This is a genomic window from Vibrio sp. VGrn 2 (assembly GCF_009361695.1).
Taxonomy (GTDB): Bacteria; Pseudomonadota; Gammaproteobacteria; order Enterobacterales; family Vibrionaceae; genus Vibrio; species Vibrio diabolicus.
Window position 1 is genome coordinate 29,435 of the sequence record NZ_RBWD01000009.1, and the last position, 21,577, is coordinate 51,011.

Consider the following 21,577-nt stretch of genomic DNA (forward strand, 5'->3'; position numbering starts at 1 on the left):
TGTCATCAAAAAGGTCAGAAAAGCTTAACGGCTGATCGGCTGGTGAAGTACGACGGTAGTATCAAGCCTTTGAATCCCGTTAAATGACTCAATTTCGTTACAAAGATGATGAATAGACTGCAGATCGGGCGCTTCAATTAGGGCAATAATATCAAAGTTGCCACCAACAACGCTTGTTAAGCGAACCTCAGGGATTTCTTTAAGCGCATTTGTTACATCATTTTTCTTACCCTTTTCACAAGATATCAATAGATAGCTTGCGGCTTTGCGCCCTTCGTTTTCTACACGAATTTGTGCGGTATAGCCTTTGATAATACCGGTCTTTTCTAAACGATTAATCCTTTCTGCTACTGCTGTACGAGACAAACCAATGTTTCGAGATAGATTCGCAATAGACTCACGCCCGTTTGACAATAGACTTGAAAGTATTTTTCGATCTAATTTATCTAAACCTTGTAAAGTCATGTTTGAAATCATGTGTTCTGCCTATTTTGTTTTTATATTGTTATTTAATCGACTCTGGGAGCGTAAAGTTATATAGCTCAGCAAGAGTGAATGGGTTTTTCTGCGTCAATGGAGTGATGCGTAAGCTTAAGTCCCTCCCTGACACTTTTATGTCACTGACAAAGCTGCCGTTATGAGTGTTTGTCAAGGTCGAGTCACCTAGCAATCTGTATATCGCCCATTGACCACTCTTATTTAAAACGTGCTGTCTACCTTCGTCTGTTACATCCTGGAGCGTGATACTAATATTGAAGTCACCATTTTGCGGTGGCCAGGCCATTTCACGAATTCGGCTTGGACCGTGGTAGTAACTCATATTGGTATCTGCAATTTTTAAACTGGCTCTAATTGCACTAGAGTCAAGGTCGAGTACTCTTGCACTAAACGGAATATGAACTCGGTTGGTGCTTTTATTAATTAATGTATCTCGAATGACATTATAGTTGCGTAGTTGCACTAGCAGAGCTGGAGAGATTGGCATCGTCTCACCATCTACCTGCTTTGGCGTCCACAAGTTCGTATCGTAGAACGGTGCAAAGTTTTTCTGAATAAATGTGTCTAACAAGCCACCTGAAGCAAATAGCAATTCGAAATCTTCAATTGAGATTTCCTCGGTCGCTGTTAGGTCAAATGGATATTTCCCTAATCCAATCTCTTTAAACTTGGTATAAATTTCACTGTACCACTGAGTTTGGATGCCTTTTGCGGACTCTGTAATCATTACTGACCAGCTTTGCTGAACCACATCTAGTAACCAGCTGCGAACGGGTTCTGGTGATTTTTGCGCAATCTGTTTAAGCTTGATTAATGGGTCCGCCTCTGTACTGTTCATTCGATGCTGTGCTGCTGCTAGCGCCGCCATTTGTGGATCTGGCGCGTCGGCGATGTCTTTCATGTAGGTGCGAACACGACTCAACGCTGCAACGGTCTCATCCCAAGGAGTAGGGGAGTTTGGTGTCTCACTCACTTGAAGCTGGTTTAATAGGTGAAAGGCTTGCTCAACACGTTGCATTAGCAAGTAATCAGGTTTTACCACTTCTTCTACGGCATCTGATGCAGAATCTGCTGCTGCCGCGAGTTTCGGGTCAAGTTTTGAAATTAGAGCGCTTTTTTCGCCAACGGGTGAAAATTGTGTGTTGGCATAGACCTGCTTCAATACCGTTGTCATTGGTGAAGAAGGGCCAGAGATTAAGTCTATAGCGTTGGTCAGGTCACCAACGTTGTCATAGTTTTGGACTTTGAGCTCACTCAGCGCATTACGCCAGTTATTGATGTAGTCATCAGTATATTTTTTTCGCACTTCTTCTTTAAAGGCTTCTTGCTCTTCGTTGGTAGGGATGACATGTTGCGATAGACCTAGAACCCAGTTGTCGCTGATTACTCGTTGCGACATTAAGTCCACGCGTGGTCGATAAAAGGTACTAAAACCAGTGGAGGTATAGATCTTATCGACGATTAAGCGTTCGCTATCGATTGGCGTATTAAATACATTGCTAAACTCAAAACCGACGGCTCGTTGCAGATCTAATGTTCCTAAATCAATAGAGCTTGCTTCGTTTAAAATGCCTGCATACACGAGGTCGACATTCGAATTTGCAAGTAATGAGCGACGTGTTGCACGAACAAGATCCATGTTGATATCGATTGGAGCAAATTGTGTGCGAAAGTAGGCGTCTAAGTAGCGCATGGCCTGATCAACGACGTCACTTTGGTTACTCAAATCACTCATCATTTGGAGTGTTTGATGACGTAAAAAACGGATATCACGCTTAGATGGATCGTTAAGCATTAAATACCCCTTCAATAGAGGTAAAGCGCGCGTGAAAGCGTTTTGACTTTGTGCTAATTGTAGGCGGTAACCTTTCTCAATCAGAGGTATTAGCTGCTGAGCGACTTCCTTAAGTAACGCTTCGTAGGCAATGCGAGTGCTTTGATCCAAACGGCTAATATTGAGTGGTAATATTTCCTCATCTAAAGCCTTAGAACCTTTAAGCCATGCCCCATAAGACGGTTCTATCGCTTTGGTTGCATTTTCTAAAAGCTCACTAAATCTTGCATCGTGCTCTGCTTGTGATTTGTCATCAATACTTAGTAGTTGATTCATCACATGTAAGTTACTGTCTAACGTAGTTGCAAAAAAGTAACTACCGCCAGCAAGCAGAATAATGGAGCCGAGTATGGCTAAACGGCTTTGTCTCTGAATTAGACGAAGATACGTCTTGTTTTCTCCTGCAAAATCGCTTTCAGGCAATATTTGCGAATCAATCAGAAAGCGAGAAAAATACGGTGTTTCCGTCAACTGGGTATGCTCAGAGGCGATAATTGGTAAGTTGAAGTAGTTACTACAACTTTTTGCTAGTAAATTGTATTTACGACCGCCTTGTAAACTTGAGCTAAAGAAAATTTCACGGATATCTAGCGAATAAACACCGTTGTTAACATCACACAGACGCTCTAGAACATAGCTGACTTCAGACTGACATAGCTCAAACTGCTTAGGGAAAGCGAGAATTGCCTGTTTCTCGTCGATATCTGTTGAGTTAGCTGATGCATCTAGCGCGTTACTTTCAAGCACTTTAACTAGATTTCGGTAACTATCACGATAGTATTCTGAAAAAACACCTTTGGCCTCTTTCAGTGGGATAGAAAGGAACTCTACACGTGTCTTAAGAGAGCTAAAGTGCATGTATTCTTTAAATCCATCTAACTTGTCTAGCTTCGACATAATTAGATAAATTGGTAATGCTGACGACGTTTTAGAGTTGATAGTGCTCAAGCGCTCCAATAACGACGAAATAGTGTACTCTTTTTGTTCTGGCTCAGAGACGATCATGAACTCGAAGTCGATAAAGAATAAACAGCCAGAAAATGGTTTTCTAGGTCGGTGGCGAATCACTTCTTCGATGAATGTATTCCATAAAGAAGCATCACTGCTTGATATTTCTTGAAACACTAAGCGTTGGTCAGGTTTGATGTATACAGCGCTGTCAGATTCGTACCATTCAAAAAAATCATTCTTAGCGGTTCTCGTGCGATCCATTGGTTTAATTGCACTAGAATTAAATAAAAATTGACGTCGCCCTGACCCTTTGTTACCAAGCATCAGATAAATTGGTTTCTTGCCTGAGTTAGCAAGAAGAGGTTGGATAACCATAGAAAGAGCTTCTTCCTCAGTTTCCAAATTTTGAGCTTTAGCGCTGTTCTTTTTTTTCAACCATAGTGTGAATTGAAAAGTGACGTAGAAAATGGCGATAACACCAAGGCTCAGCCAAAGATACAGTTTATCTGCATCTTTTAGAAAAAGAAGATAAATAGCGGTAATGGTTATCGCCACTAAAAGCGTTAATATAGTAGAAATCACAACTGGATTTCTAAACAGTTTTTGTTTGAACATAAGCCTAAAACTTCTTTAATTGTATTGTTATTTATTGTCAGTTTTTTCAGCTTGTAGCTGACTCAATTTATATAGGTAGATGTTCAGTAAAAGGGTTGCGCGGTCAATTTCCTTTTGCTGTGAATACTTTTCAGCGTATTCAATACGACCTAGAAGCGGGAATAGTGAGTTACTATATTCGTACGCCGTTTTAGAGTTCTTATCTACATTCTGTCTAGCTACGTTGGCAAACACCGTTCTTGCGTCTGAGAATCGCTTATACACATCCATAAACTGGTCTTCTAAATGGGCGCTCTGTGTCAAAAAGTTTTGACGTAACTGCTGGGCAGAAGATGAATCTGGATAGATTGCGATTAATTCATTGGTCAAGCTATCGAGCTCGCTGACGTTACTTACTTTGGCCGAGTCTAAAAACCAGTTATTCATCATAATATCTACGCGATTAATAGTTGGTGTTTTCAGTGGCTGGGCATATTTTTTATTTTCGTAATCTAACGAGGCGACCAACTTTACAAGTTCATTAAGTGAAGCTTGACTAATTTTTTGCTCCAGCGTTCGATAGCGTTGTTGTTCGTACACAAAATGTGAACATATCGCCGTAACAATCAAGCCAATGATGAAGTAGATCATAAATCGGCCGGATTTTGTTGGAGTCGTTTTTTCACTGTTATTGAGGGGGGATGGCGAGTCCGGGGCAGGAGAGGGAGATACATTCACTTTAATTTCAGGTGTTGCCTGTGCGGAAGCAGCAACGTTAGTATTTGCTTGTTTTTTCTCGCGTAACTCTATGGCATGTTGTTGTTCTTTTATCTGTTCAGCCCATTGATTTAAGATACGACGAATGCGACCAAATGAAGGCGCTTGAATACCGTAATGAAGGCGAAGCTCTTCCTCTATTCTTAAACACAACTGGTGCGCAGCTTCAATAAGTGGAAGTTCTTCCGGCAACGCACGGTGCTTATTAATACGTTTTTCAGTATGCTCCACCATCCATTCAATTGCGCTCATTCGTGCTTTTGACTTTGAATGTTCAGGGTATGCGGTGTTCCAATAGACGACACACACATCAAGCAATGAATTTAACCCTTCAACAAGGCCTCTTAGACCATCGTTATATGTTGATGCGACAGTGAAGTAGCAGCAACAACGTAAGTCTTTTGCGTGAGTGCTCAAGATTTTTTTTGAGAGTGTTTGAACCGTTTTCCAAGAGACTCTTCCGGTGACTTTATTAAGATTATTTATTTGACGTTTTATTTCGTCAAAGTCTTCAGAGCCATTAGGGTTAGAGCCGCTTGGGTTATTTTCATCGATTGGTCTTCGAGCGAAGTCGCTAAAAAACATAAGGCAAATTCCAACTGATCATATAGAAGTATTAAAGTATATAGGACTCCACTGCTGTTATATTAAATTGTAAGCAGTGCATTACCGAAGTGATTCTATAGATAAAAGAAGTTGTTTAGATAATAAAAACACTTAAAAAATAAATTAAATTATCCTTAGTGTGATCTTTGTTCAATAATATTAATGTCAATAGTTCGATTTGTTTTTAAGGAGAGCCTTATATATGACGAAGTCGATCTTTTGAGTTAATAAATGTGATTAAATTGTTAATTTTGTCTGTTTTTTGTTCGTCTGTGTTCTTTAAAATAGCCCTCTTAAATTGGTGATAGAGCCTTCTTAATTTTTATTTAATTAAATAGGTTTACAGGCTCATTGCTTTAACTCAGTTCGGTCCATTAGTTTTTGTTTGTAGGTAAAATAACCAACCCTGTAGTTGAAATGTATTAAGTTATAGGTGTTTTTTTAGGCTTATTGAAAAAGAGAATATAATTGATATCTTTCGCCTCTAAGTAGAATATCGGTTTTCCTAGAGGGACGAAATGCTAAAACCAAGTCAAATCGGGCTGATTTCAGCCATGTGTCTATTTTCTTCTTTTGCAGTCGCAAAGGGAGAGCGTTATGGACTCTCTGCCAGTATGTTGACTATCGATAGCATTAATTACGAAGAAGGTAACAGTGGTGAACAAGACACTCTGAGGTTCGGCTTGGTTCATTCTCGCCCTATTGATGAAAATAATAACCGTTGGCGCTGGTGGTTAGGGCTTAACTACCTAGCAGAAGATATCGAAGCGCCAGCTAGCGGTCTATATCAAGAAGTAACTAACTATGAACTTCGTGTTGTACCGCAATATGCGCTGGCTTCTTGGAGCGTTTTTACACCGTACGTAGGTGCTGGTTTATCTGCAGGTTACTCACAATATTCAAACCGTTGGCAAGTTGACCCAGAAGGTTACCGCTATAAGAGTGTCGAGGACATCGATCAGTTCGAGCTGGGTGCAGTTATCGCCGTTGGTACAGTCATTAAGCTAGGTAGTAACCCAGATGCTCATATACAAATCATTCCTCAAGCCTCTTATATTCTCCCAGTTATCAATGATGGGATAGGTGGGCTTGAACTGTCTGTTTCTATGCTATTTTGAGGTATATAGATGCACTCAAATCAGCTAGTTCTATTTATTTCTAAATGCCCAGAGGAATACACAGGTGTCAAGCACATTGAAATGCCCGAGAGTGGTGGTTCAATAGGGCGTTCACCAAGTTGTAGTGTGTCTTTAACCGATCACAACCGCTTTATATCAGGCACTCATTGCCTGATCAGTGTGTATGGAGATACCTACTATATTAGTGACGTATCCACTAATGGCACTATGGTTAACGGAAACAAAATACTCAAAAATCAACCTGTTGCGATAGTCGATGGCGATATTATTTCTTTAGGACAATATGAAATTGGCGTTTCTCTGGAGCATGTTACCTCGACACAAGACATTGCCGCTGATATAGCCCCTGAGAGAGTATCCAATGATCCTTTGGTTAGCCTCGGAGACGCAGTTGTCGAAGAAGAAGAAAAAGTAGGCGCTTTAGAAGATTTGTTTATGGAGACTAAACAGGATGACATTGATTGTCATGATCCTGTTGCGCACCTTAACTTTTCAATGCAACGAGATGATGATTATTTGATTCGTGACGATGAGCATCCAGAACCTGAACAGCCTAAAACGGTGGAAAGCACACGTCAGGTGGTCGATGACAGTTTCAGCATATACTCCGAGTTCGATCAGCCAAGCCTCATCCCTGAAGATTGGATGGCTACGGAGACCAAGAGTAACGCATCAATAAATGGTTCGTTAGGGATAGAGGTAGAGAACGGTACGCCACATAGAGAAGATATTGTCTCAGAAGAGACGGTTCAACCCCAAACGACGATTCTAGATAGGGCAGTTCAAAGACAACATCGTGCACCTAACTCCACAGAGGCGATCGTCGAACATACTGCTACGGGCTCAAAATGGGAAGAGATGACACAGTCATTTACTCCTTCTTCTCAAACTAATCAGCCACTTCAAATGCCTGCGGTAGAACCTACGATAAACAGTACGACTAAAGAGCAAGCTGGTATCGAAGCAACCGCCTGTTCTCAAGATATAGCACAAGCGTTTTTTGATGGTTTGGGTATAAGAAATCCTGAGCTAATGACGAATGAAGCTCAGTTGTTCAAACAAATGGGCACTTGTTTGCGCTTATGTATTGATAACCTACAGAAAGAATTACACGAAGTAGAGTCCTTGAAAGAAGAGCAGAGTACGAGTGAGTCTAACTCTAACATTGCAGAGCTGATGCTGACTCTCAATAGCCAACATCTACTGGCTCCAAATGAACTGGTAGAACAAATGCTTGATGAGTTGAATGACCACCAAGTCATGTTTAACAAAGCGCTGAATGAGCTCATTTTAGAACAATCAGAGACGAACGATCCCGTTGCATTTGCTAACAAAGTGGCGAGTCAATCTTTGTTCTCAACGAAGTCAAAACTGTGGGGCGAATATTTAGATTTCTACTCTAATAATCGTCGCCTGCTCAACGAAACATCCTTAAAAGGGCTGATTAAGAAAAACTATAACAAAGTGATTAAGGGAAACCATGCGTAGTATCGCCGTATTACTCGGATTTGCCATGTTGTCCGGTTGTTCCATGTGGGATCAATTTAAAGAGTCCACGGGTATCACACCAGAAACTTCGTCCATTGAATTGGTTATTGAGGCGTCACCTGTACTCAATGTGAGAGATGGGGGGCAGTCATCTCCGGTCATTCTCCGCCTTCACGAATTAAATTCGCCAGTTTTATTCCGAAGCTTAGATTTTTTTGCGCTGTTTGAAAACGATAAAGCGTCGTTGGGTGATGAGTACATCAAACGTTATGAATATCAAATACAGCCAGGTGGAAAAGTTCATGAAATGCTAACGCTAGACCCTGACACTCGTGCCGTCGGTTTTTCTGTGGCCTTTCGTGATATTGATGGTTCGTCATGGCGTAAAGTTGAAGTCATTGAAGAGAAGAGCGAGTACTACATCAAGCTCAAGTTAGAAGGCAGTGAGTTAATTTCTGATAATACTCGCGGCATTGAACAGGTTTACTTTTAAGGGATAGAAACATGTCTTTATACAATCCAGTTGTTTGGCAAGATGGAATGTTCATGAAGCCGCAGCATTTTCAACAACTCGATCGTTCGCAAAGTAAACTGTCGAGCATGTTGAGCAACAACGCATCTCCTTTACATTGGGGGATTAAGCGTTTGGAAATAAATTCACAACTGCTAGCCCTCGGTAAAATTGGTATTACGCGTGCAGAAGGCATCCTACAGGACCGCACGCCATTTGAGCTTCCACTGCTCGCTGAACTACCAGAAGTGAAAGATGTGGATCCTTCGATTGCCGATAAAGTGGTTTATTTGTGCTGTCCGTTACCATCGGAACGTTCTGAGTTATTTGGCACTAAAAAAGACGGTGCACGTTATACGATGGAATCTCAAGAAGCGGTTGATGCTTGTTATGATTCGGAAGACATGGCAAATATCGTCGTCGGTAAGCTTAACTTTTGCTTAATGTACGACCATGAAGATAAAAGTGCTTACACGTCTATTCCGATCCTCAAGATCTCGGAAGTGAAGCCAGATGGTAGCGTGATCTTAGATGATAGTTTCATTCCTACCTGTATTGATATTCACGCATCTACGGTACTTAATAAGTTCGCGACGGAGTTTGCTTCTATGCTGAAGCACCGCGCAGAATCCATAGTTCAGCGCCTGGGAGTGGTGGATCAACAAGGCGTATCATCAGTTTCTGACTTTATGCTATTGCAAGCGCTCAATAGATACGAACCCTTGTTTTGGCATTTTGCAAACACAGAAGCTGTACACCCTGAGTCTTTGTATCGAATTCTTCTTCAGGCAGAGGGCGAGCTTTCGACGCTGTGCTCGACGACACGCCGACCTATTGAGTTTACTAAATACAATCATGGTGATCTTACTAGCTGTCTTTCTCGCGTTCTAGACAGTGCGAAAATGACATTGAGCGTGATGTCTGAACAAAGAGCAATTCCACTGACCTTAAAAGATCAGAACTATGGCATCAGAACGGCAGCGATACCTGACAATAAGATCATTGATACGACGACCTTTATCCTCGCAGTTAAAGCCGACGTAACCTTGGATGTCCTGCATACGCAGTTTGTCAGCCAAACGAAGATCGGCTCAATCGATAACATTCGCGACTTGATTAACCTTCAACTGCCTGGGATTGAGATCAAACCAATGCCAGTTGTGCCACGCGCGCTGCCGTATCACGCTGGCTATACCTATTTCGAGCTCGATAAAACGGGTGAAGAGTGGATGGCATTGAAGAACACTGCTGCGATTGCGATTCACGTTGCGGGCGATTTCGCTAACTTATCATTGCAACTTTGGGCCGTTCGTCTATGAGTTACGCAGAAACAGACGTCACCGTAGTCTTATTCCAACCAGAGCCTGGCAAACCAATGGAGGTAATGCCAGCGCCTGACTTATCGAGAAACATCGCAGTACAAGATCTATCTATCGACAACATGGGTATTAACCCGCTGGTGGATCAATTCTCATGGTTGATCGCCAGTCTGTCTTGTATGTCTTCGATCCCTTGGCTTGATGACCCGATGCCATTTCGTGAACAAGTGGCACGTGAGATTCGAAAAGGTGAACGAAAACTTAATGAAATGGAGCTCGATCGTGCTTCGGTTCTTGTTATTCGTTACTGCTTGTGTGCGGCGATTGATGAATCTGTTTGTCGGCAAGAATGGGGGGCAAATAGTCACTGGAGCCAGAACAGCTTACTGTCTGAATTCCATAACGAAACATCTGGTGGTGACAAGTTTTTCGTTATTCTCGACCGCTTAAAAGCCGACCCTCGCAAATACCGTCACGTTATAGAGTTTCTCTATTTATTGCTTCAACTTGGTTTCCAAGGCAAGTACGGCCGTGAAGAGCGTGGTAACGAAAAGTTAGCGGAAATTGGCAGCACCATTTATCGATTAGTGCGAGATGACCGCCTAGCAGAACAAGAAAAAGTTTCTTTAATCAACCTTAAAGCTAAATACCTAAAGAAGCCGTTAAAAAGGGTAATTTCACCCAAGCTGATCTTGAGTCTTAGTGCGATTACGTTTGCGCTTATGTATGCGGCAACCTACATCGTCATAGACTTAAAATTCCAGCAACTGCTTGAAGTGTATAGATAACCAGAAATCTAAAAATGAGATCTTCTGCCAGTTTTAAGGTTTGCTGTGAATATCACTGGTCTTTTAGTGAAATTCACTAGTCATTTAGAGAGATTGCAATGTGCGATCTCTTTTATCATTCAATCAATAAAATTCAAATGGATTGGTTATGGGCGTAACAGTTGGTGCGAATGGACTTTCGATAGTTCATAAAGGCTCAGGTGGTGAAGCGAATGCAACGCTCCCAGATGTTTGTTTAACTAAGGTCGGCAAGCCAGTCGTTCCTATCCCTTATGGCAACAATGCTAAATCAGCAGACCTTGCTGGTGGGACTACGACAGTCTCTATGGATGGCGGTAACAGTGTCGCTATCAAGGGCAGTACGTTCTCAAAAAGTACTGGCGATGCGGGCGGTGACAGAAAAGGCGTTGCCTCAGGCACGATAGAAGCCGAAGCAAAATTCATTTCAGCTTCACCAACGGTTAAATTTGAGGGCAAAGGCGTATGTCGTCTATCCGATCAAATGACCATGAACAAAGCTAATACCATGTGTCTTGGTGGGGCACAAAACCCATCGGTTTCTGTGACGGAAGAGCAGGAAGGGACGTATACGGTTGATTTGTACCTCTCTTACTCAGACGGTGAACCCGTTCAAGGCGCAACATACACTCTCACAGATCAATCTGGCGCGGTGTTTGAAGGAACACTAGACAACAACGGTAAAGCATCAGTTGGTGGCGTTGCTCCGGGGGAGTTTGCTATAGAGTACGGCGAGGACAGCCGCGATTTTATGCCAAATGTCCCAACCAAGACCAATCCAAACTTTAATCCAAGTGCGAACGCGCAGCTAATTATTGAAGAAGCTAAGCGTGGAGAAGTCGGTTTCTGGGAGAATGCGTGGAAGAGAATGTCTGGTGCTGCAAGCTGGGTTTGGGGCGTCATTCTTGGGGACTTTAACGATGATGCCTCCGTAGAACAGATCATTGCCAATACGGCCCTGACCATGATTCCTGTTGTCGATCAAGCAGCAGATGTCCGCGATTTATCAGCGAACATTATGACGTTGTTGAATGAGGAAGAACGTGATAAGTCCGAAAACTGGTTAGCACTTTCACTTACCCTTGTCGGCTGTGTTCCTACGTTTGGTAGTGCGGTTAAAGGCACATGTAAAGTTGCGCTAAAAGGCGGTAAAGGAACATCAAAAGATACTTTGCTAGCCGTTTTAAGAGGCATGGGTAAAGGCGATCCAGAAAAATTCTTGCGTACATTAGATTGGGTGAATTACGCCAAACAAACCAGCCAGATTGTTAGCGATGTTCTAAAACCTTGTATTGAAGTGGCAACCGAGTTGGCTTCATACGCAAATAGAATGGGCGCAGATGAGCTCGGTGCGTATTTCTTAAAGTTAGCGGATGAGGTAAAAATCATCGATAAGATGGTGCCGGACAAGCTTAAAGAAGCGATGGGCGAGTTTGATGATCTTTTTGCTCGAATCTTAGGTAAGGGCGAGAAAACGTACCCAGCAAAAGTAAAACATAATACCGGTGAGTCTGCTCAGTCAGGAAAGAACTCTGCAAAGGCGAATGAGGATAAAGATAAGAAACCGATCAAATGTAAGGTTTGTAAGCGTATTGCGGGTAGAAAGAAAGGTCAATGCCAAGAAGCGTTGAAAATGTGAGGATGTTATGGGGATCATCAAAGATAAAGGTCGTTGGGAGCGTTCTAGTTTAAGCAACAGCAAAGTTAAATCGCTGCGTAATAAGCATCCACTTAACTTTCAAACTTACTCGATGGCTGCTCACCACTTAATTTCTTGCGAGGTTGCAAAAAAGTTATCAAGCATCAGAAAAAAGCAAATTGTTTACAAGGGTTATGATATTAACTATCTGTATAATTTAGTATTATTACCAACGATTGACCAAGTTTCATGCCAGTATAACGTACCATTGCATAAATCAGGGCATACCGATCGTCGCCTCGAAGAGTATTTTCAGAGAGAATCCGGAAAAAACCTTGAAGGCGAGCTGTCCGAGTTAGAAAGTGGTCTCAAGCAAGAGGCAGATGCGGATAAATCAAAGTTGCTAGCTGGAGATTTGTCTATGGTTGCTAGTGTGCGAGGTTATCACAAGGTCGTTGGCTCTATGTTAGCTAAAACGTTAAAAAATTTAGATTGTGACACAGAGGCTCAAGAGTATGTTGATAGCTTGGATGAATTATCTATCGATATTGCCGATCTTTTGGGTTGCCACAAACTTCATTTGATTTCACGTGGTAGGCATTTGACTCCTTCAGGTGGAGGTTGTCATATGTGTAGAAGTGGTAAAGTAGGCACACCAAGATTGCATTACTTGAGTGGAAGCAGAGATTTTGATGAACCAGTGCCTAGTCAAGCCAAGGTCAAAAAGTTCTGTTTTGAAGGGGCATCATTAAAAACAATGGGAGAATTAGTTTAGCCTATGAACTTTTCAATAATTAGTGAAAACTTTCATGAGTCTACAACAAGTTTTGTTTGTATTGACAGTAGAGAACCATTGTATAGCAAAGCGCAATTTGAGCCCACAAGCTCTTTAGAGCCTATTGTTTGGGAATCTACGGATGGTTTTATTAAAGGTGTAGGTAATATTGCGGATAATGGTGATCTCTGTGTTAGTAAGGAGTTCGCTGAACTGGTGATGAGTTTTGACCCTTATGGGATCGAATGTTACCCCGCAGAACTTAGATTACCAGATGGCTCGTTATCAAATCGTTATTTGTTGGCACTAAATAATGTTTTAGATGTTATTGATGAATCTAAATCTAGAATGAGAAAGTCACCCAAGAGAAATAAGATGTTAGTTATGGAACTTTATTTATCTGAGGAGAAATTAAAAAAAATCCCTCTTCAAAATAGAGTTTTGTTCCGCGTTAAAGGGGCAGAGACCGCAACAATTTTCTGTGAGGAAATTTTTGATCTTGTGAGTGGCACTGAATCATTTAGTGATTTAAGAGCTTTTAAATTGGATTGTGATAAGGAAGTACCAAAGTACTGAGGCTTAAAATGAAAGAACAATATCATTTACTAACTAAACAAGACCTAGGTAACTTCCCATTCCAACAAAGCCCTAAGCCAATAGTGCCAGTAGAGCCAGATTTGCTTTTGGAAATGACCTTTTCTCCAAAGCTATTTATCATCAGTGATATTGCGTCAAAAGTAGAGAAACTGGTCGTACATGGAGTAGAGTGGTTAGACGCTCGCGTGGATTGTTCTCCAAGCCAACCATCTGATGATGAAATTAAAGTTTACGAAGATTATCGTATGCCTTATATCCATCAAACTTATAAATTGACGGATAAAGAAAAACAATACGGTAAGTTGAACTGGTTAGATATCGAGTCAACAGAGTTTGATTTCTCTAAATTAGAAAGTATTCCCTTAGAGGAACGATTAATATTTAAACTAGAAGAAGATTTTGGCTTCGTTTTCATTCACCAAAGTGTGATTGATCTTCTTAAAAAAGACGTCAAGGACGTTTGGGTTAGGGATGTATAATAAGCGCCGAAAGGCGCTTTTTATTTTCTTTAAAATAAAGTATGGTCTCCCTCTTTTTAAAATGGTAAGTGTTGAATAATTCTACAGTGGTTAGGTAAATGAATAAAATAACTAAACTCGCTTTGGCTTTGTCCGTATTGACATCTGTTGTTGGGTGTCAACTGGTGTCAAATACGCCGATGCAATCGACCGCAACGAAGGAAATAATTGAAAAAGCAAAGGCAGAGTTTGATGGACAACGCTTTTATAAGTTGAATGAATATGATGAAGAAATCAACGTTTCAGATGATGGGATCATTACCTTCAAGTCTTACTTACCACGCAGCGGCGGCTATGAATGGGTACCAATTGTGATACGCGATACTAGTTTTCGTGTTTCTTGCGATTATTTCAGTGAATATGTTGAAGCTGGAATGGTTGTTCAGGTTCAGTTTGTAGGTAAACGCGGGCGCATTGAAAATTACGACAAGCAACGTTGTGAAGAGTTTGGCGAGCCAACATGGCAATAAGACCTATGGATAATTAAAGCGCCGACAGGCGCTTTTTATTTACGCCTTAATTAACGTTAGAAGAGGTTTAGACCAATCTTCGGAAGATTAGGCAAGCAATGCGTAGTATCTGGTTAACGAAAAAATACGAAAGTTGCAACAATGTACGTGTCAGTAAAGTAGGAGCGATAAAGCCTCCGCGTACTGTACTCATCGTGTGTTACGTTAATTAGGAGTGTCTACCATGAAAAGCCAGAACGACAATCAAGCAAGTTACCAAGATGAACCTGATGAAGGTCGTCGCAATATGATGAAAATGACGGGTGCCAGCGTGGTTGCTATGGGAGTCGGATTGCTCTCAACGAGTTCCGTTCAAGCTGAGACGCAAATAAATCTTGGTGACACCTGGGATAAAACATTTACGAAAAGTAACCAAGTTCAACATCGCAAAGTGAGTTTTAAAAACCGTTATGGAATCATGTTGGCAGCGGATCTTTATCGACCTAAAAATAAAAGTGGCAAGCTTGCGGCTATCGTCATTAGTGGTCCATTTGGCGCTGTGAAAGAGCAGTCTTCAGGCTTATATGCTCAAACATTAGCCGAGCGAGGCTTCATTACTTTAGCGTTTGATCCGTCGTATACCGGAGAGAGTGGTGGTGAACCAAGAAACGTTGCATCACCTGATATCAATACAGAGGACTTTAGCGCAGCTGTGGACTTTATTGGCCTACAGAAAGACGTTGATCGTCAGAAAATTGGTGTGATAGGCATATGTGGTTGGGGCGGCATGGCGTTAAACGCAGTTGCTGCAGATAAACGCGTCAAAGCAGTCGCAACCAGTACGATGTATGATATGACCCGTGTAATGTCTAAAGGCTATAACGACAGTACGACGTTTGAACAGCGCACGCAAACGTTAGAGCAGCTAAGCCTGCAACGATGGGAAGACGCCGAAAATGGAACACCTACTTACGGGCCAGTATCGCTTGAGTTAGTTGGAGGTGAGCCCCAATTTGTTATTGAGTATGCAGCCTATTACAAGTCTCCTGAACGTGGCTTTCATCCACGAGCGATTAACTCAAATGCTGCATGGACACTCACAACGCCGCTGTCGTTTATGAATATGCCAATTCTGACCTACATTGAAGAGATATCTCCACGCCCAGTGTTGTTCATTCATGGCGAAAAGGCGCACTCTCGCTATTTCAGTGAAACGGCTTATGAAGCGGCGGCAGAGCCTAAAGAATTGATGATCATTCCAAATGCGAATCATACGGATCTCTACGATCAACTGGATGTGATCCCATTTGATAAATTAGAGAGCTTCTTTAAGGTTAATTTAGTTTAGATCGCACTCTAGAAGACAACTGAGGAGTGGTTACTATTGTGCTCCTCAGTTCCTATTGATTGAAAAATTCTCTAGATTCTCGGTGAACCATTACGGAGAGTCTTTCATTATTATTGTCACAAGTCGGTATGAACTTGTTTTGTAGAAAACGCCAATAAAATCGCTAAACAGCTACATGTTAATAGGATGACACTTAAGTTTTGTGCTGTTCCAGCCATCGCTAATCCCGTCCCGATCATGATGTAGTACATGAGCCCAAATAAAGCGCCTGCGCTACCTACCTGTTGTTTATAATCAACGAGTGCGTCACTGAGTATATTGGGTATCGCAATCCCATACGACATGACGACTAACATCATTGGAGCAACAAACCAGATTGATTGGCTCAGAATCAACACACCGACTGATCCCAAACTAAGCAATACTGCTGAGAGCCAAAGTAGTTGGTTTTTTCGTACATTTTTAGACACTAGGGATTTGTTTAAATAACTCCCAAGCAGAGTGCCTAACCCCAGTACTATGCCACTGTATCCAAATTGTTCGGAGCTATACCCAAGTGCTGAGAAAGTAAATGCGCCAAGCTGGTAATAAGAAAATAGAGCAATGTTATACAAAGCAACCAGTAATCCTGAGCGCCAAATTCGCGCGTCTCTTACCATTTTCCAGCTAAGTTGACGCAACCGTACTGGTGTCTGTTCTTTCTGTGTTTCAGGAAGCTTAATAACGTTATAAGCGAGCAATACTAACGCGATTAAGAATAAAGCGAAAAATACATAACGATATCCACCAAGCCCTGTAAGCTGTCCGCCTAATAGCATGCCTACTACCGGGCTGATTGATATACCCATCCCCATTAAGCTGAAGACTTTACTCAGTTCTTGACCGTCAAACGCGTCACGAAGCATGGTCTGTGTGACAACGGAACCTACCGCGATACCAAATGCGCTCAGGGCCCGCGCAGCCATGACAACAGCAAAGCTTTCGGTTTGAGTTGCGAGTAAAGATGCAGAACCATAGATAAAGAGCCCAATAAGCATGGTGGGCCTTCTTCCCAGTTTATCTGCGAGCACTCCCCAAACTACAACGCCAATGGCAAAAGCTAGGAAGTAAATCGACAATGTTTGGGCTGCTTGTGCGTGGTTTACATCAAATGATAGAGCGATTGAGCTCAACGCTGGGCTATAGATGGTTTCTACAATTTGAGGAAACATCAACATAACCAGCATGAGCCATAAAGAGGGCTTAGTATTCATATTTTTACCCATCGTTAATGAAGTTGGCGGGCAGTATAAATGAGGCTATGATTGAGCCAATAACAACATAAAAACCAAATACATCAATATTCGGACAAAATGGCACTTATTGACGAAGAAACACCATTTGACGCAGACAAAATTTCTAATTGTGTAGTGGGAATTGCTGCGGATATTGGCAAGCACGACTCAGGCATGCATCAGCACAAGAAAGGGCAATTGTTGTACGCACCTCAAGGTTGTATGAGTTTTGCTCTGAAAGACTCGATTTGTATTCTGCCCCCGACAAAGGCGGTTTGGATCCCACCTAATACGCCGCATCGCGCGCTGATGACGAATGTGGTTGCGTATCGATCTTTGTATTTTGATTGTGAGGTGTTTGCGTGTCCGAGTGAGATCACGATGATAGAAGTGAATACTTTACTCCAAGCTCTCATTGATAAAATGTCATTCTGGGAGTGGGATAAGCGTAAGAGCGAGATGCTAAATACGACAGCACTCTTCTGGGAGGAGTTTTATGCTGCGAAACGTTATTCGTTTCAGTTGCCTTTGCCATCACATCGGCGCTTAACAACATTTCGCCGGGAGTTGGTTGAACCTTCATTTCTCGCTCCTTCGCTTACTACTCTTGCAAGCAAAGTGGGGGCAAGTACCAAGACGGTAACACGATTATTTAAGTCGGAAACGGGTATGAATTATCAAGATTGGCGTCAACAGTGGAGGCTCTTAAAAGCAGTTGAATTGTTATCAACGGGAATGCAAGTCAGCGCAGTTGCTGAGTGGCTGGAGTTTTCGTCAGACAGTGCTTTTATTGCATTTTTCAAAAAGCAAACTGGGCAAACACCGCTAATGTTTATGAAAACTAGACGTTAAAACATCACGATGCTTACGTATTTCTTTAGTACAAATTTGGGCTTTATAGATTCCGTATATATTGGTTCACATAGTGAAATGCTATCGAGCACGTTACTTGTGTTTACTCGGCAGCTGACGAAAATATTGAGTAGCAAAGTCAATAAAGGCTCGGATGCGTTTTGGTTGATGTCGGTCGTGATGGTAAAGGAGTGAAAACTCCACACTCGGAATGCTCCAGTCGGTAAACACTTCTTTTAGCTTGCCTGTCTGGAGTTCTTGTTGGCAATAAAGTGCTGGTACACGGATGATACCATTTCCCGCCAACGCTGCTTTTATCATTACTCTGCCACTCTTACATCGTAACTGTCCACGTATCTGGTGTTCCGTTGACTGCTTTGTATTTGTGTTCTCGAATGCCCAGCGTGTCACACTACCTGTCAAACAAATGTGTTTTTCTAAGTCTTTTGGATGCGAAGGATAGCCATGTGTTTCTAAATAACTTGGGCTTGCGTACGTCCCCATTTCCACATCAATCAGTTTGCGAGCGATAAAGTTGGAGTCGTCTAACTTTCCCATTCGAAAAGCGATGTCGAATTCATCCGCGATTAAATCGACACGATGGCTGCTAAAATCTAAGTTAATGTTCACTTGTGGGTGTTGGATTAGAAACTGAGCAACGATATCTGCGACAACGTCTTCCCCTAAATAACCCCCCACGCAGTTGATACGAATTTCGCCTCTTAATTCTTCTACATCATCAACCACTGCCATAACAGCTTGATCAATATTGTGAAGGGCGGTTTCACACTGTTTATACAGAACCTTGCCTGCTTCGGTGAGCTTCAGTGTTCGAGTGGTTCTTTGTAGCAAAGTGGCACCAATCTGTTGTTCCAGATTTGTTATTTGACGTGAAACGTGTGAGCGAGAAACGCCAAGTTGCTCTGCTGCTTTCGTGAAGTTTCCTAGTTGAGCGATTAGGACGAAAGAGCGGATATCCGCAAGGTTGATGTGTGTTTGCATGATGACTTCTGCGTAATTCAAAAAAGTATTGTTGCAGTATAACAACAGTGTTTCAACTAGGTCGGTATATATCAACAAACAAAGTTTTCTTAAACTTATCGCCATTGAGGTAAACCGTTCTATTAAGGAATCAAAATGAAAAAGTTAATTGTTATTACAGGCGCTAGTTCAGGCATTGGTGAAGCGATTGCACGTCATTTCAGCGAACAGGGCCATGCTCTTCTTTTGTTAGCAAGACGTGTAGAACGTTTAGAAGCATTAAACTTACCAAATACGCTTTGTGAAAAGGTAGATGTGACCGATAAAGCTTCTTTTGAAGCGGCAATTGAGAAAGCAGAAGCGTTGTATGGTCCGGTAGATGCACTTGTAAATAACGCAGGCGTTATGCTTCTAGGCCAGATAGATACTCAGGACGCATCGGAGTGGAAGCGCATGTTTGATGTGAACGTACTTGGCTTGCTAAATGGCATGCAGTCCGTTTTAGCACCGATGAAAGCGCGTAACAGTGGTACGATCATTAATATCAGCTCTATTGCGGGCAAGAAAACATTTCCTGATCATGCCGCTTACTGTGGTACCAAATTTGCGGTTCATGCGATTTCTGAAAACGTACGTGAAGAAGTCGCATCATCGAATGTTCGTGTTACGACTATTGCACCTGGCGCAGTGGAAACGGAATTACTTTCACATACTACGTCTCAAGATATTAAAGATGGCTATGATGCTTGGAAAGAGGATATGGGGGGCGTGTTGGCAGCCGACGATATTGCACGAGCAGTGCTGTTTGCTTATCAGCAACCGCAAGGTGTATGTGTTCGCGAAATTGCTTTGGCACCAACAAAACAGCAACCTTAACATTAATTTACAGCGACTTCTGGATCATTAGGGCTGTGAATATTTGCACACTGATTCGTGATTGATATGGCATCTTTCAACTAAGTCGTATGAAAATTTAGGTTACCCATTTTAGTCCGTAGCCTAAGTGTGTTATTGCTTATACCCAAGTTACTCAAGGTGAGAAAAAACTTTGAGTAATTTGGGTTTTTATTTGGTCTCAATTTTTAGTATGTAGCTCTATTGGGGTCAGCGGGCCACAGTCGTAAAGAAAAGGAGAAGGTGACGTAAAGCAAAATGAAGCAATATCCATAGCTTAATGAGAATTGATTTCATCAACGTCACAAGCCGTTACAATTATCCGTTAGGTATTATACTTTGTGGGTGGTTAATATTTAACCAAACAAGGAGGTGTGTATGAAACGATTCGCGAACATACTTTTTGCAACACAAGGATTGCCTGGTCATAGTGAGGCGCTCGAACAAGCGATGAGGATCGCATCCAGCAACAAAGTGCCTGTTTCAGGGCTAATTGCGTGCCCCGATTTCCCCGCGGATATGTTCCAGTATCAGCAAAGTTATGAGCAATCGCTACAAGACTCCCTCAAACAAAGCATTCAGGAATACAGACAGAAGCTCGATCTTTCTGAAGATGATCTGGCATTTCCTCTTACTGTGAAAAGCAGTGAAAAACCCGCTGTCTGTATCATTAAAGAAGCATTAGCTGACAACAAAGATCTTATCATCAAAGAAGCTGAACCACTCGGTGAAGGCGCTGAAGGCTTCAAAGCCATTGATATGACACTGTTACGCAAATGTCCTTGTCCATTATGGTTACACCGACCGATTGATAAGCCGAGAGACAAACGCCGTGTGGCTGTTGCGATAGATCCGTTAACGGCGAGCGATGAACAGCACTCATTAGCGGTGCGTTTACTTGAATTATCTCGTTCAATAGCCGACACCTGTGACAGTCGTTTACATGTGATTTCTTGCTGGGAATATTACTTAGAGAATTACCTACATGACAATGCTTGGATTCAAGTCGACGATGCTGAGTTGAAACATGAACTCGACAAAGCAAAAGCCGATCATAAACAAGCTCTACAACAACTGCTGGAAGAGTCGGGGATTACGGGTGAAATTGTGATTCATCATTTACACGGAAAGCCTGATGAAAAAATCCCGGATTACGTAGAAAGCATAGAAGTGGACGTTCTAGTCATGGGTACCTTAGCGAGAACAGGGATATCTGGCTACGTCATTGGTAATACGGCTGAAAACATTTTGCAATCTATAAACTGTAGTTTGGTCGCTCTTAAGCCCGATGGTTTTGTATCGCCGATTCAGTAATTGGTGTGTAACAAACCTGGGTTTAAGTGGTTGTTTTAGGTAAAGGAGGGAGACGGAGTTCTAGAACATGGAATTATCAGTGTATCAATAAGTTATCAGAGGAGAGTGACATGAAAAACCTATGCCCGAAATGCCACACAGAAATGATAGAACGTTCGAACGTTTATGTTTGTCCGAGAAATGATATCGGTGACTGCACCTACGATGCGTTCGAGTTAACTGATGACGATAATCCATACACATTCAGTCGAGAACACGTAAGTAGTGATCTACGTTCTTACACCGTAGCGGACAGCAAGTAGCTGTTTGTATTAACGTTCCTTTAAGTAGCATTCAGTGATTGCTGTTTGCTACTTATCCCTTGGTTTTATGATCTTTTTTGAAATACTTGGGCTAAAACAATTAAGTGGAGC

20 protein-coding genes are annotated in these 21,577 nt (G+C 42.0%); 15 read left to right on the forward strand and 5 right to left on the reverse strand.

Going from position 1 to position 21,577, the window contains the following annotated elements; translation table 11 throughout:
* Positions 1 to 24: 24 nt before the first annotated feature.
* From D8S93_RS15330 to D8S93_RS15340, 3 genes are read right to left on the reverse strand one after another with little or no spacing between them, the layout of a single operon-like run.
* Entirely contained in the window at positions 25 to 477 is a 453-nt protein-coding gene (locus tag D8S93_RS15330) for an Lrp/AsnC family transcriptional regulator (RefSeq protein ID WP_005373369.1), read from the reverse strand.
* Between the two features lie 28 nt (positions 478 to 505).
* A complete protein-coding gene (gene tssM, locus D8S93_RS15335; protein ID WP_152814087.1) occupies positions 506 to 3,898 on the reverse strand; it encodes a type VI secretion system membrane subunit TssM in 3,393 nt (1,130 codons plus the stop codon).
* 27 nt (positions 3,899 to 3,925) lie between these two features.
* Positions 3,926 to 5,239 carry a type VI secretion system ImpA family N-terminal domain-containing protein gene (locus tag D8S93_RS15340; protein WP_152814089.1) on the reverse strand — a complete coding sequence of 438 codons (1,314 nt, stop codon included), beginning with the start codon at positions 5,237 to 5,239 and terminating at the stop codon, positions 3,926 to 3,928.
* Positions 5,240 to 5,778: 539 nt separating this feature from the next.
* On the opposite strand from D8S93_RS15340, the gene D8S93_RS15345 reads away from it, so the two are divergent.
* The 11 genes from D8S93_RS15345 to D8S93_RS15395 all read left to right on the forward strand — a co-directional run bounded on the left by D8S93_RS15345 (position 5,779) and on the right by D8S93_RS15395 (position 15,849).
* On the forward strand, positions 5,779 to 6,378 hold the full coding sequence (locus D8S93_RS15345) for a hypothetical protein (RefSeq protein WP_005392629.1): 600 nt from the start codon (positions 5,779 to 5,781) through the stop codon (positions 6,376 to 6,378).
* A gap of 9 nt (positions 6,379 to 6,387) precedes the next feature.
* Positions 6,388 to 7,887, forward strand: coding sequence for a type VI secretion system-associated FHA domain protein (locus tag D8S93_RS15350; RefSeq protein WP_152814091.1), 1,500 nt, complete (start codon positions 6,388 to 6,390; stop codon positions 7,885 to 7,887).
* On the forward strand, positions 7,880 to 8,380 hold the full coding sequence (gene tssJ, locus D8S93_RS15355; RefSeq protein ID WP_005392625.1) for a type VI secretion system lipoprotein TssJ: 501 nt from the start codon (positions 7,880 to 7,882) through the stop codon (positions 8,378 to 8,380). The genes D8S93_RS15350 and tssJ overlap by 8 nt, the downstream gene beginning before the upstream one ends.
* 11 nt (positions 8,381 to 8,391) lie before the next feature.
* Complete coding sequence (tssK, locus tag D8S93_RS15360; protein WP_006741084.1) at positions 8,392 to 9,717, forward strand: type VI secretion system baseplate subunit TssK; 1,326 nt, start codon at positions 8,392 to 8,394, stop codon at positions 9,715 to 9,717.
* A complete protein-coding gene (gene icmH / locus D8S93_RS15365) occupies positions 9,714 to 10,505 on the forward strand; it encodes a type IVB secretion system protein IcmH/DotU (protein ID WP_006741083.1) in 792 nt (263 codons plus the stop codon). The genes tssK and icmH overlap by 4 nt, the downstream gene beginning before the upstream one ends.
* 148 nt (positions 10,506 to 10,653) lie before the next feature.
* Positions 10,654 to 12,162 (forward strand): PAAR-like domain-containing protein, encoded by a 1,509-nt coding sequence (locus D8S93_RS15370; RefSeq protein ID WP_152814093.1) that lies wholly within the window; start codon positions 10,654 to 10,656, stop codon positions 12,160 to 12,162.
* Positions 12,163 to 12,169: 7 nt separating this feature from the next.
* The gene (locus D8S93_RS15375) at positions 12,170 to 12,937 is read left to right on the forward strand and encodes an AHH domain-containing protein (protein WP_053807557.1); all 768 of its coding nucleotides are present in this window, start codon (positions 12,170 to 12,172) and stop codon (positions 12,935 to 12,937) included.
* Positions 12,938 to 12,940: 3 nt separating this feature from the next.
* Positions 12,941 to 13,513 (forward strand): imm11 family protein, encoded by a 573-nt coding sequence (locus tag D8S93_RS15380; protein ID WP_038899731.1) that lies wholly within the window; start codon positions 12,941 to 12,943, stop codon positions 13,511 to 13,513.
* 8 nt (positions 13,514 to 13,521) lie between these two features.
* Positions 13,522 to 14,013 (forward strand): hypothetical protein, encoded by a 492-nt coding sequence (locus D8S93_RS15385; protein WP_152814095.1) that lies wholly within the window; start codon positions 13,522 to 13,524, stop codon positions 14,011 to 14,013.
* 98 nt (positions 14,014 to 14,111) lie between these two features.
* Positions 14,112 to 14,522: a hypothetical protein gene (locus D8S93_RS15390; RefSeq protein ID WP_152814097.1), complete on the forward strand. Its 411-nt coding sequence runs from the start codon at positions 14,112 to 14,114 to the stop codon at positions 14,520 to 14,522.
* 223 nt (positions 14,523 to 14,745) lie between these two features.
* Positions 14,746 to 15,849, forward strand: coding sequence for an alpha/beta hydrolase (locus D8S93_RS15395; RefSeq protein WP_152814099.1), 1,104 nt, complete (start codon positions 14,746 to 14,748; stop codon positions 15,847 to 15,849).
* Positions 15,850 to 15,965: 116 nt separating this feature from the next.
* Here D8S93_RS15395 and D8S93_RS15400 read toward each other — a convergent pair whose 3' ends face one another.
* Complete coding sequence (locus tag D8S93_RS15400) at positions 15,966 to 17,102, reverse strand: multidrug effflux MFS transporter (RefSeq protein ID WP_152814101.1); 1,137 nt, start codon at positions 17,100 to 17,102, stop codon at positions 15,966 to 15,968.
* Positions 17,103 to 17,201: 99 nt separating this feature from the next.
* On the opposite strand from D8S93_RS15400, the gene D8S93_RS15405 reads away from it, so the two are divergent.
* Positions 17,202 to 17,975: an AraC family transcriptional regulator gene (locus tag D8S93_RS15405; protein WP_152814103.1), complete on the forward strand. Its 774-nt coding sequence runs from the start codon at positions 17,202 to 17,204 to the stop codon at positions 17,973 to 17,975.
* Positions 17,976 to 18,068: 93 nt separating this feature from the next.
* Here the strand turns inward: D8S93_RS15405 and D8S93_RS15410 are convergent, their stop codons facing one another.
* Complete coding sequence (locus tag D8S93_RS15410) at positions 18,069 to 18,977, reverse strand: LysR family transcriptional regulator (RefSeq protein WP_031780274.1); 909 nt, start codon at positions 18,975 to 18,977, stop codon at positions 18,069 to 18,071.
* Positions 18,978 to 19,112: 135 nt separating this feature from the next.
* Between D8S93_RS15410 and D8S93_RS15415 the strand changes: the two genes are divergently transcribed.
* The 3 genes from D8S93_RS15415 (at position 19,113) to D8S93_RS15425 (ending at position 21,466) form a co-directional block, all read left to right on the forward strand.
* Entirely contained in the window at positions 19,113 to 19,832 is a 720-nt protein-coding gene (locus D8S93_RS15415; protein ID WP_046875926.1) for an SDR family oxidoreductase, read from the forward strand.
* A gap of 396 nt (positions 19,833 to 20,228) precedes the next feature.
* The gene (locus tag D8S93_RS15420) at positions 20,229 to 21,164 is read left to right on the forward strand and encodes a universal stress protein (protein ID WP_152814105.1); all 936 of its coding nucleotides are present in this window, start codon (positions 20,229 to 20,231) and stop codon (positions 21,162 to 21,164) included.
* A 110-nt stretch (positions 21,165 to 21,274) separates the two neighbouring features.
* Entirely contained in the window at positions 21,275 to 21,466 is a 192-nt protein-coding gene (locus D8S93_RS15425) for a hypothetical protein (RefSeq protein ID WP_005392611.1), read from the forward strand.
* Positions 21,467 to 21,577: the final 111 nt, after the last annotated feature.

Excerpts from the sequence above, each read along its gene's own strand:
- D8S93_RS15375 (WP_053807557.1), top strand. The coding sequence starts at position 12,170 with ATGGGGATCATCAAAGATAAAGGTCGTTGGGAGCGTTCTAGTTTAAGC.
- D8S93_RS15345 (WP_005392629.1), top strand. The coding sequence starts at position 5,779 with ATGCTAAAACCAAGTCAAATCGGGCTGATTTCAGCCATGTGTCTATTT.
- D8S93_RS15395 (WP_152814099.1), top strand. The coding sequence starts at position 14,746 with ATGAAAAGCCAGAACGACAATCAAGCAAGTTACCAAGATGAACCTGAT.
- D8S93_RS15400 (WP_152814101.1), bottom strand. The coding sequence starts at position 17,102 with ATGAATACTAAGCCCTCTTTATGGCTCATGCTGGTTATGTTGATGTTT.
- D8S93_RS15370 (WP_152814093.1), top strand. The coding sequence starts at position 10,654 with ATGGGCGTAACAGTTGGTGCGAATGGACTTTCGATAGTTCATAAAGGC.
- D8S93_RS15420 (WP_152814105.1), top strand. The coding sequence starts at position 20,229 with ATGAAACGATTCGCGAACATACTTTTTGCAACACAAGGATTGCCTGGT.
- D8S93_RS15380 (WP_038899731.1), top strand. The coding sequence starts at position 12,941 with ATGAACTTTTCAATAATTAGTGAAAACTTTCATGAGTCTACAACAAGT.
- tssK (WP_006741084.1), top strand. The coding sequence starts at position 8,392 with ATGTCTTTATACAATCCAGTTGTTTGGCAAGATGGAATGTTCATGAAG.
- D8S93_RS15350 (WP_152814091.1), top strand. The coding sequence starts at position 6,388 with ATGCACTCAAATCAGCTAGTTCTATTTATTTCTAAATGCCCAGAGGAA.
- tssM (WP_152814087.1), bottom strand. The coding sequence starts at position 3,898 with ATGTTCAAACAAAAACTGTTTAGAAATCCAGTTGTGATTTCTACTATA.
- D8S93_RS15410 (WP_031780274.1), bottom strand. The coding sequence starts at position 18,977 with ATGCAAACACACATCAACCTTGCGGATATCCGCTCTTTCGTCCTAATC.
- D8S93_RS15415 (WP_046875926.1), top strand. The coding sequence starts at position 19,113 with ATGAAAAAGTTAATTGTTATTACAGGCGCTAGTTCAGGCATTGGTGAA.
- D8S93_RS15390 (WP_152814097.1), top strand. The coding sequence starts at position 14,112 with ATGAATAAAATAACTAAACTCGCTTTGGCTTTGTCCGTATTGACATCT.
- icmH (WP_006741083.1), top strand. The coding sequence starts at position 9,714 with ATGAGTTACGCAGAAACAGACGTCACCGTAGTCTTATTCCAACCAGAG.
- tssJ (WP_005392625.1), top strand. The coding sequence starts at position 7,880 with ATGCGTAGTATCGCCGTATTACTCGGATTTGCCATGTTGTCCGGTTGT.
- D8S93_RS15330 (WP_005373369.1), bottom strand. The coding sequence starts at position 477 with ATGATTTCAAACATGACTTTACAAGGTTTAGATAAATTAGATCGAAAA.
- D8S93_RS15340 (WP_152814089.1), bottom strand. The coding sequence starts at position 5,239 with ATGTTTTTTAGCGACTTCGCTCGAAGACCAATCGATGAAAATAACCCA.
- D8S93_RS15425 (WP_005392611.1), top strand. The coding sequence starts at position 21,275 with ATGAAAAACCTATGCCCGAAATGCCACACAGAAATGATAGAACGTTCG.
- D8S93_RS15405 (WP_152814103.1), top strand. The coding sequence starts at position 17,202 with ATGGCACTTATTGACGAAGAAACACCATTTGACGCAGACAAAATTTCT.
- D8S93_RS15385 (WP_152814095.1), top strand. The coding sequence starts at position 13,522 with ATGAAAGAACAATATCATTTACTAACTAAACAAGACCTAGGTAACTTC.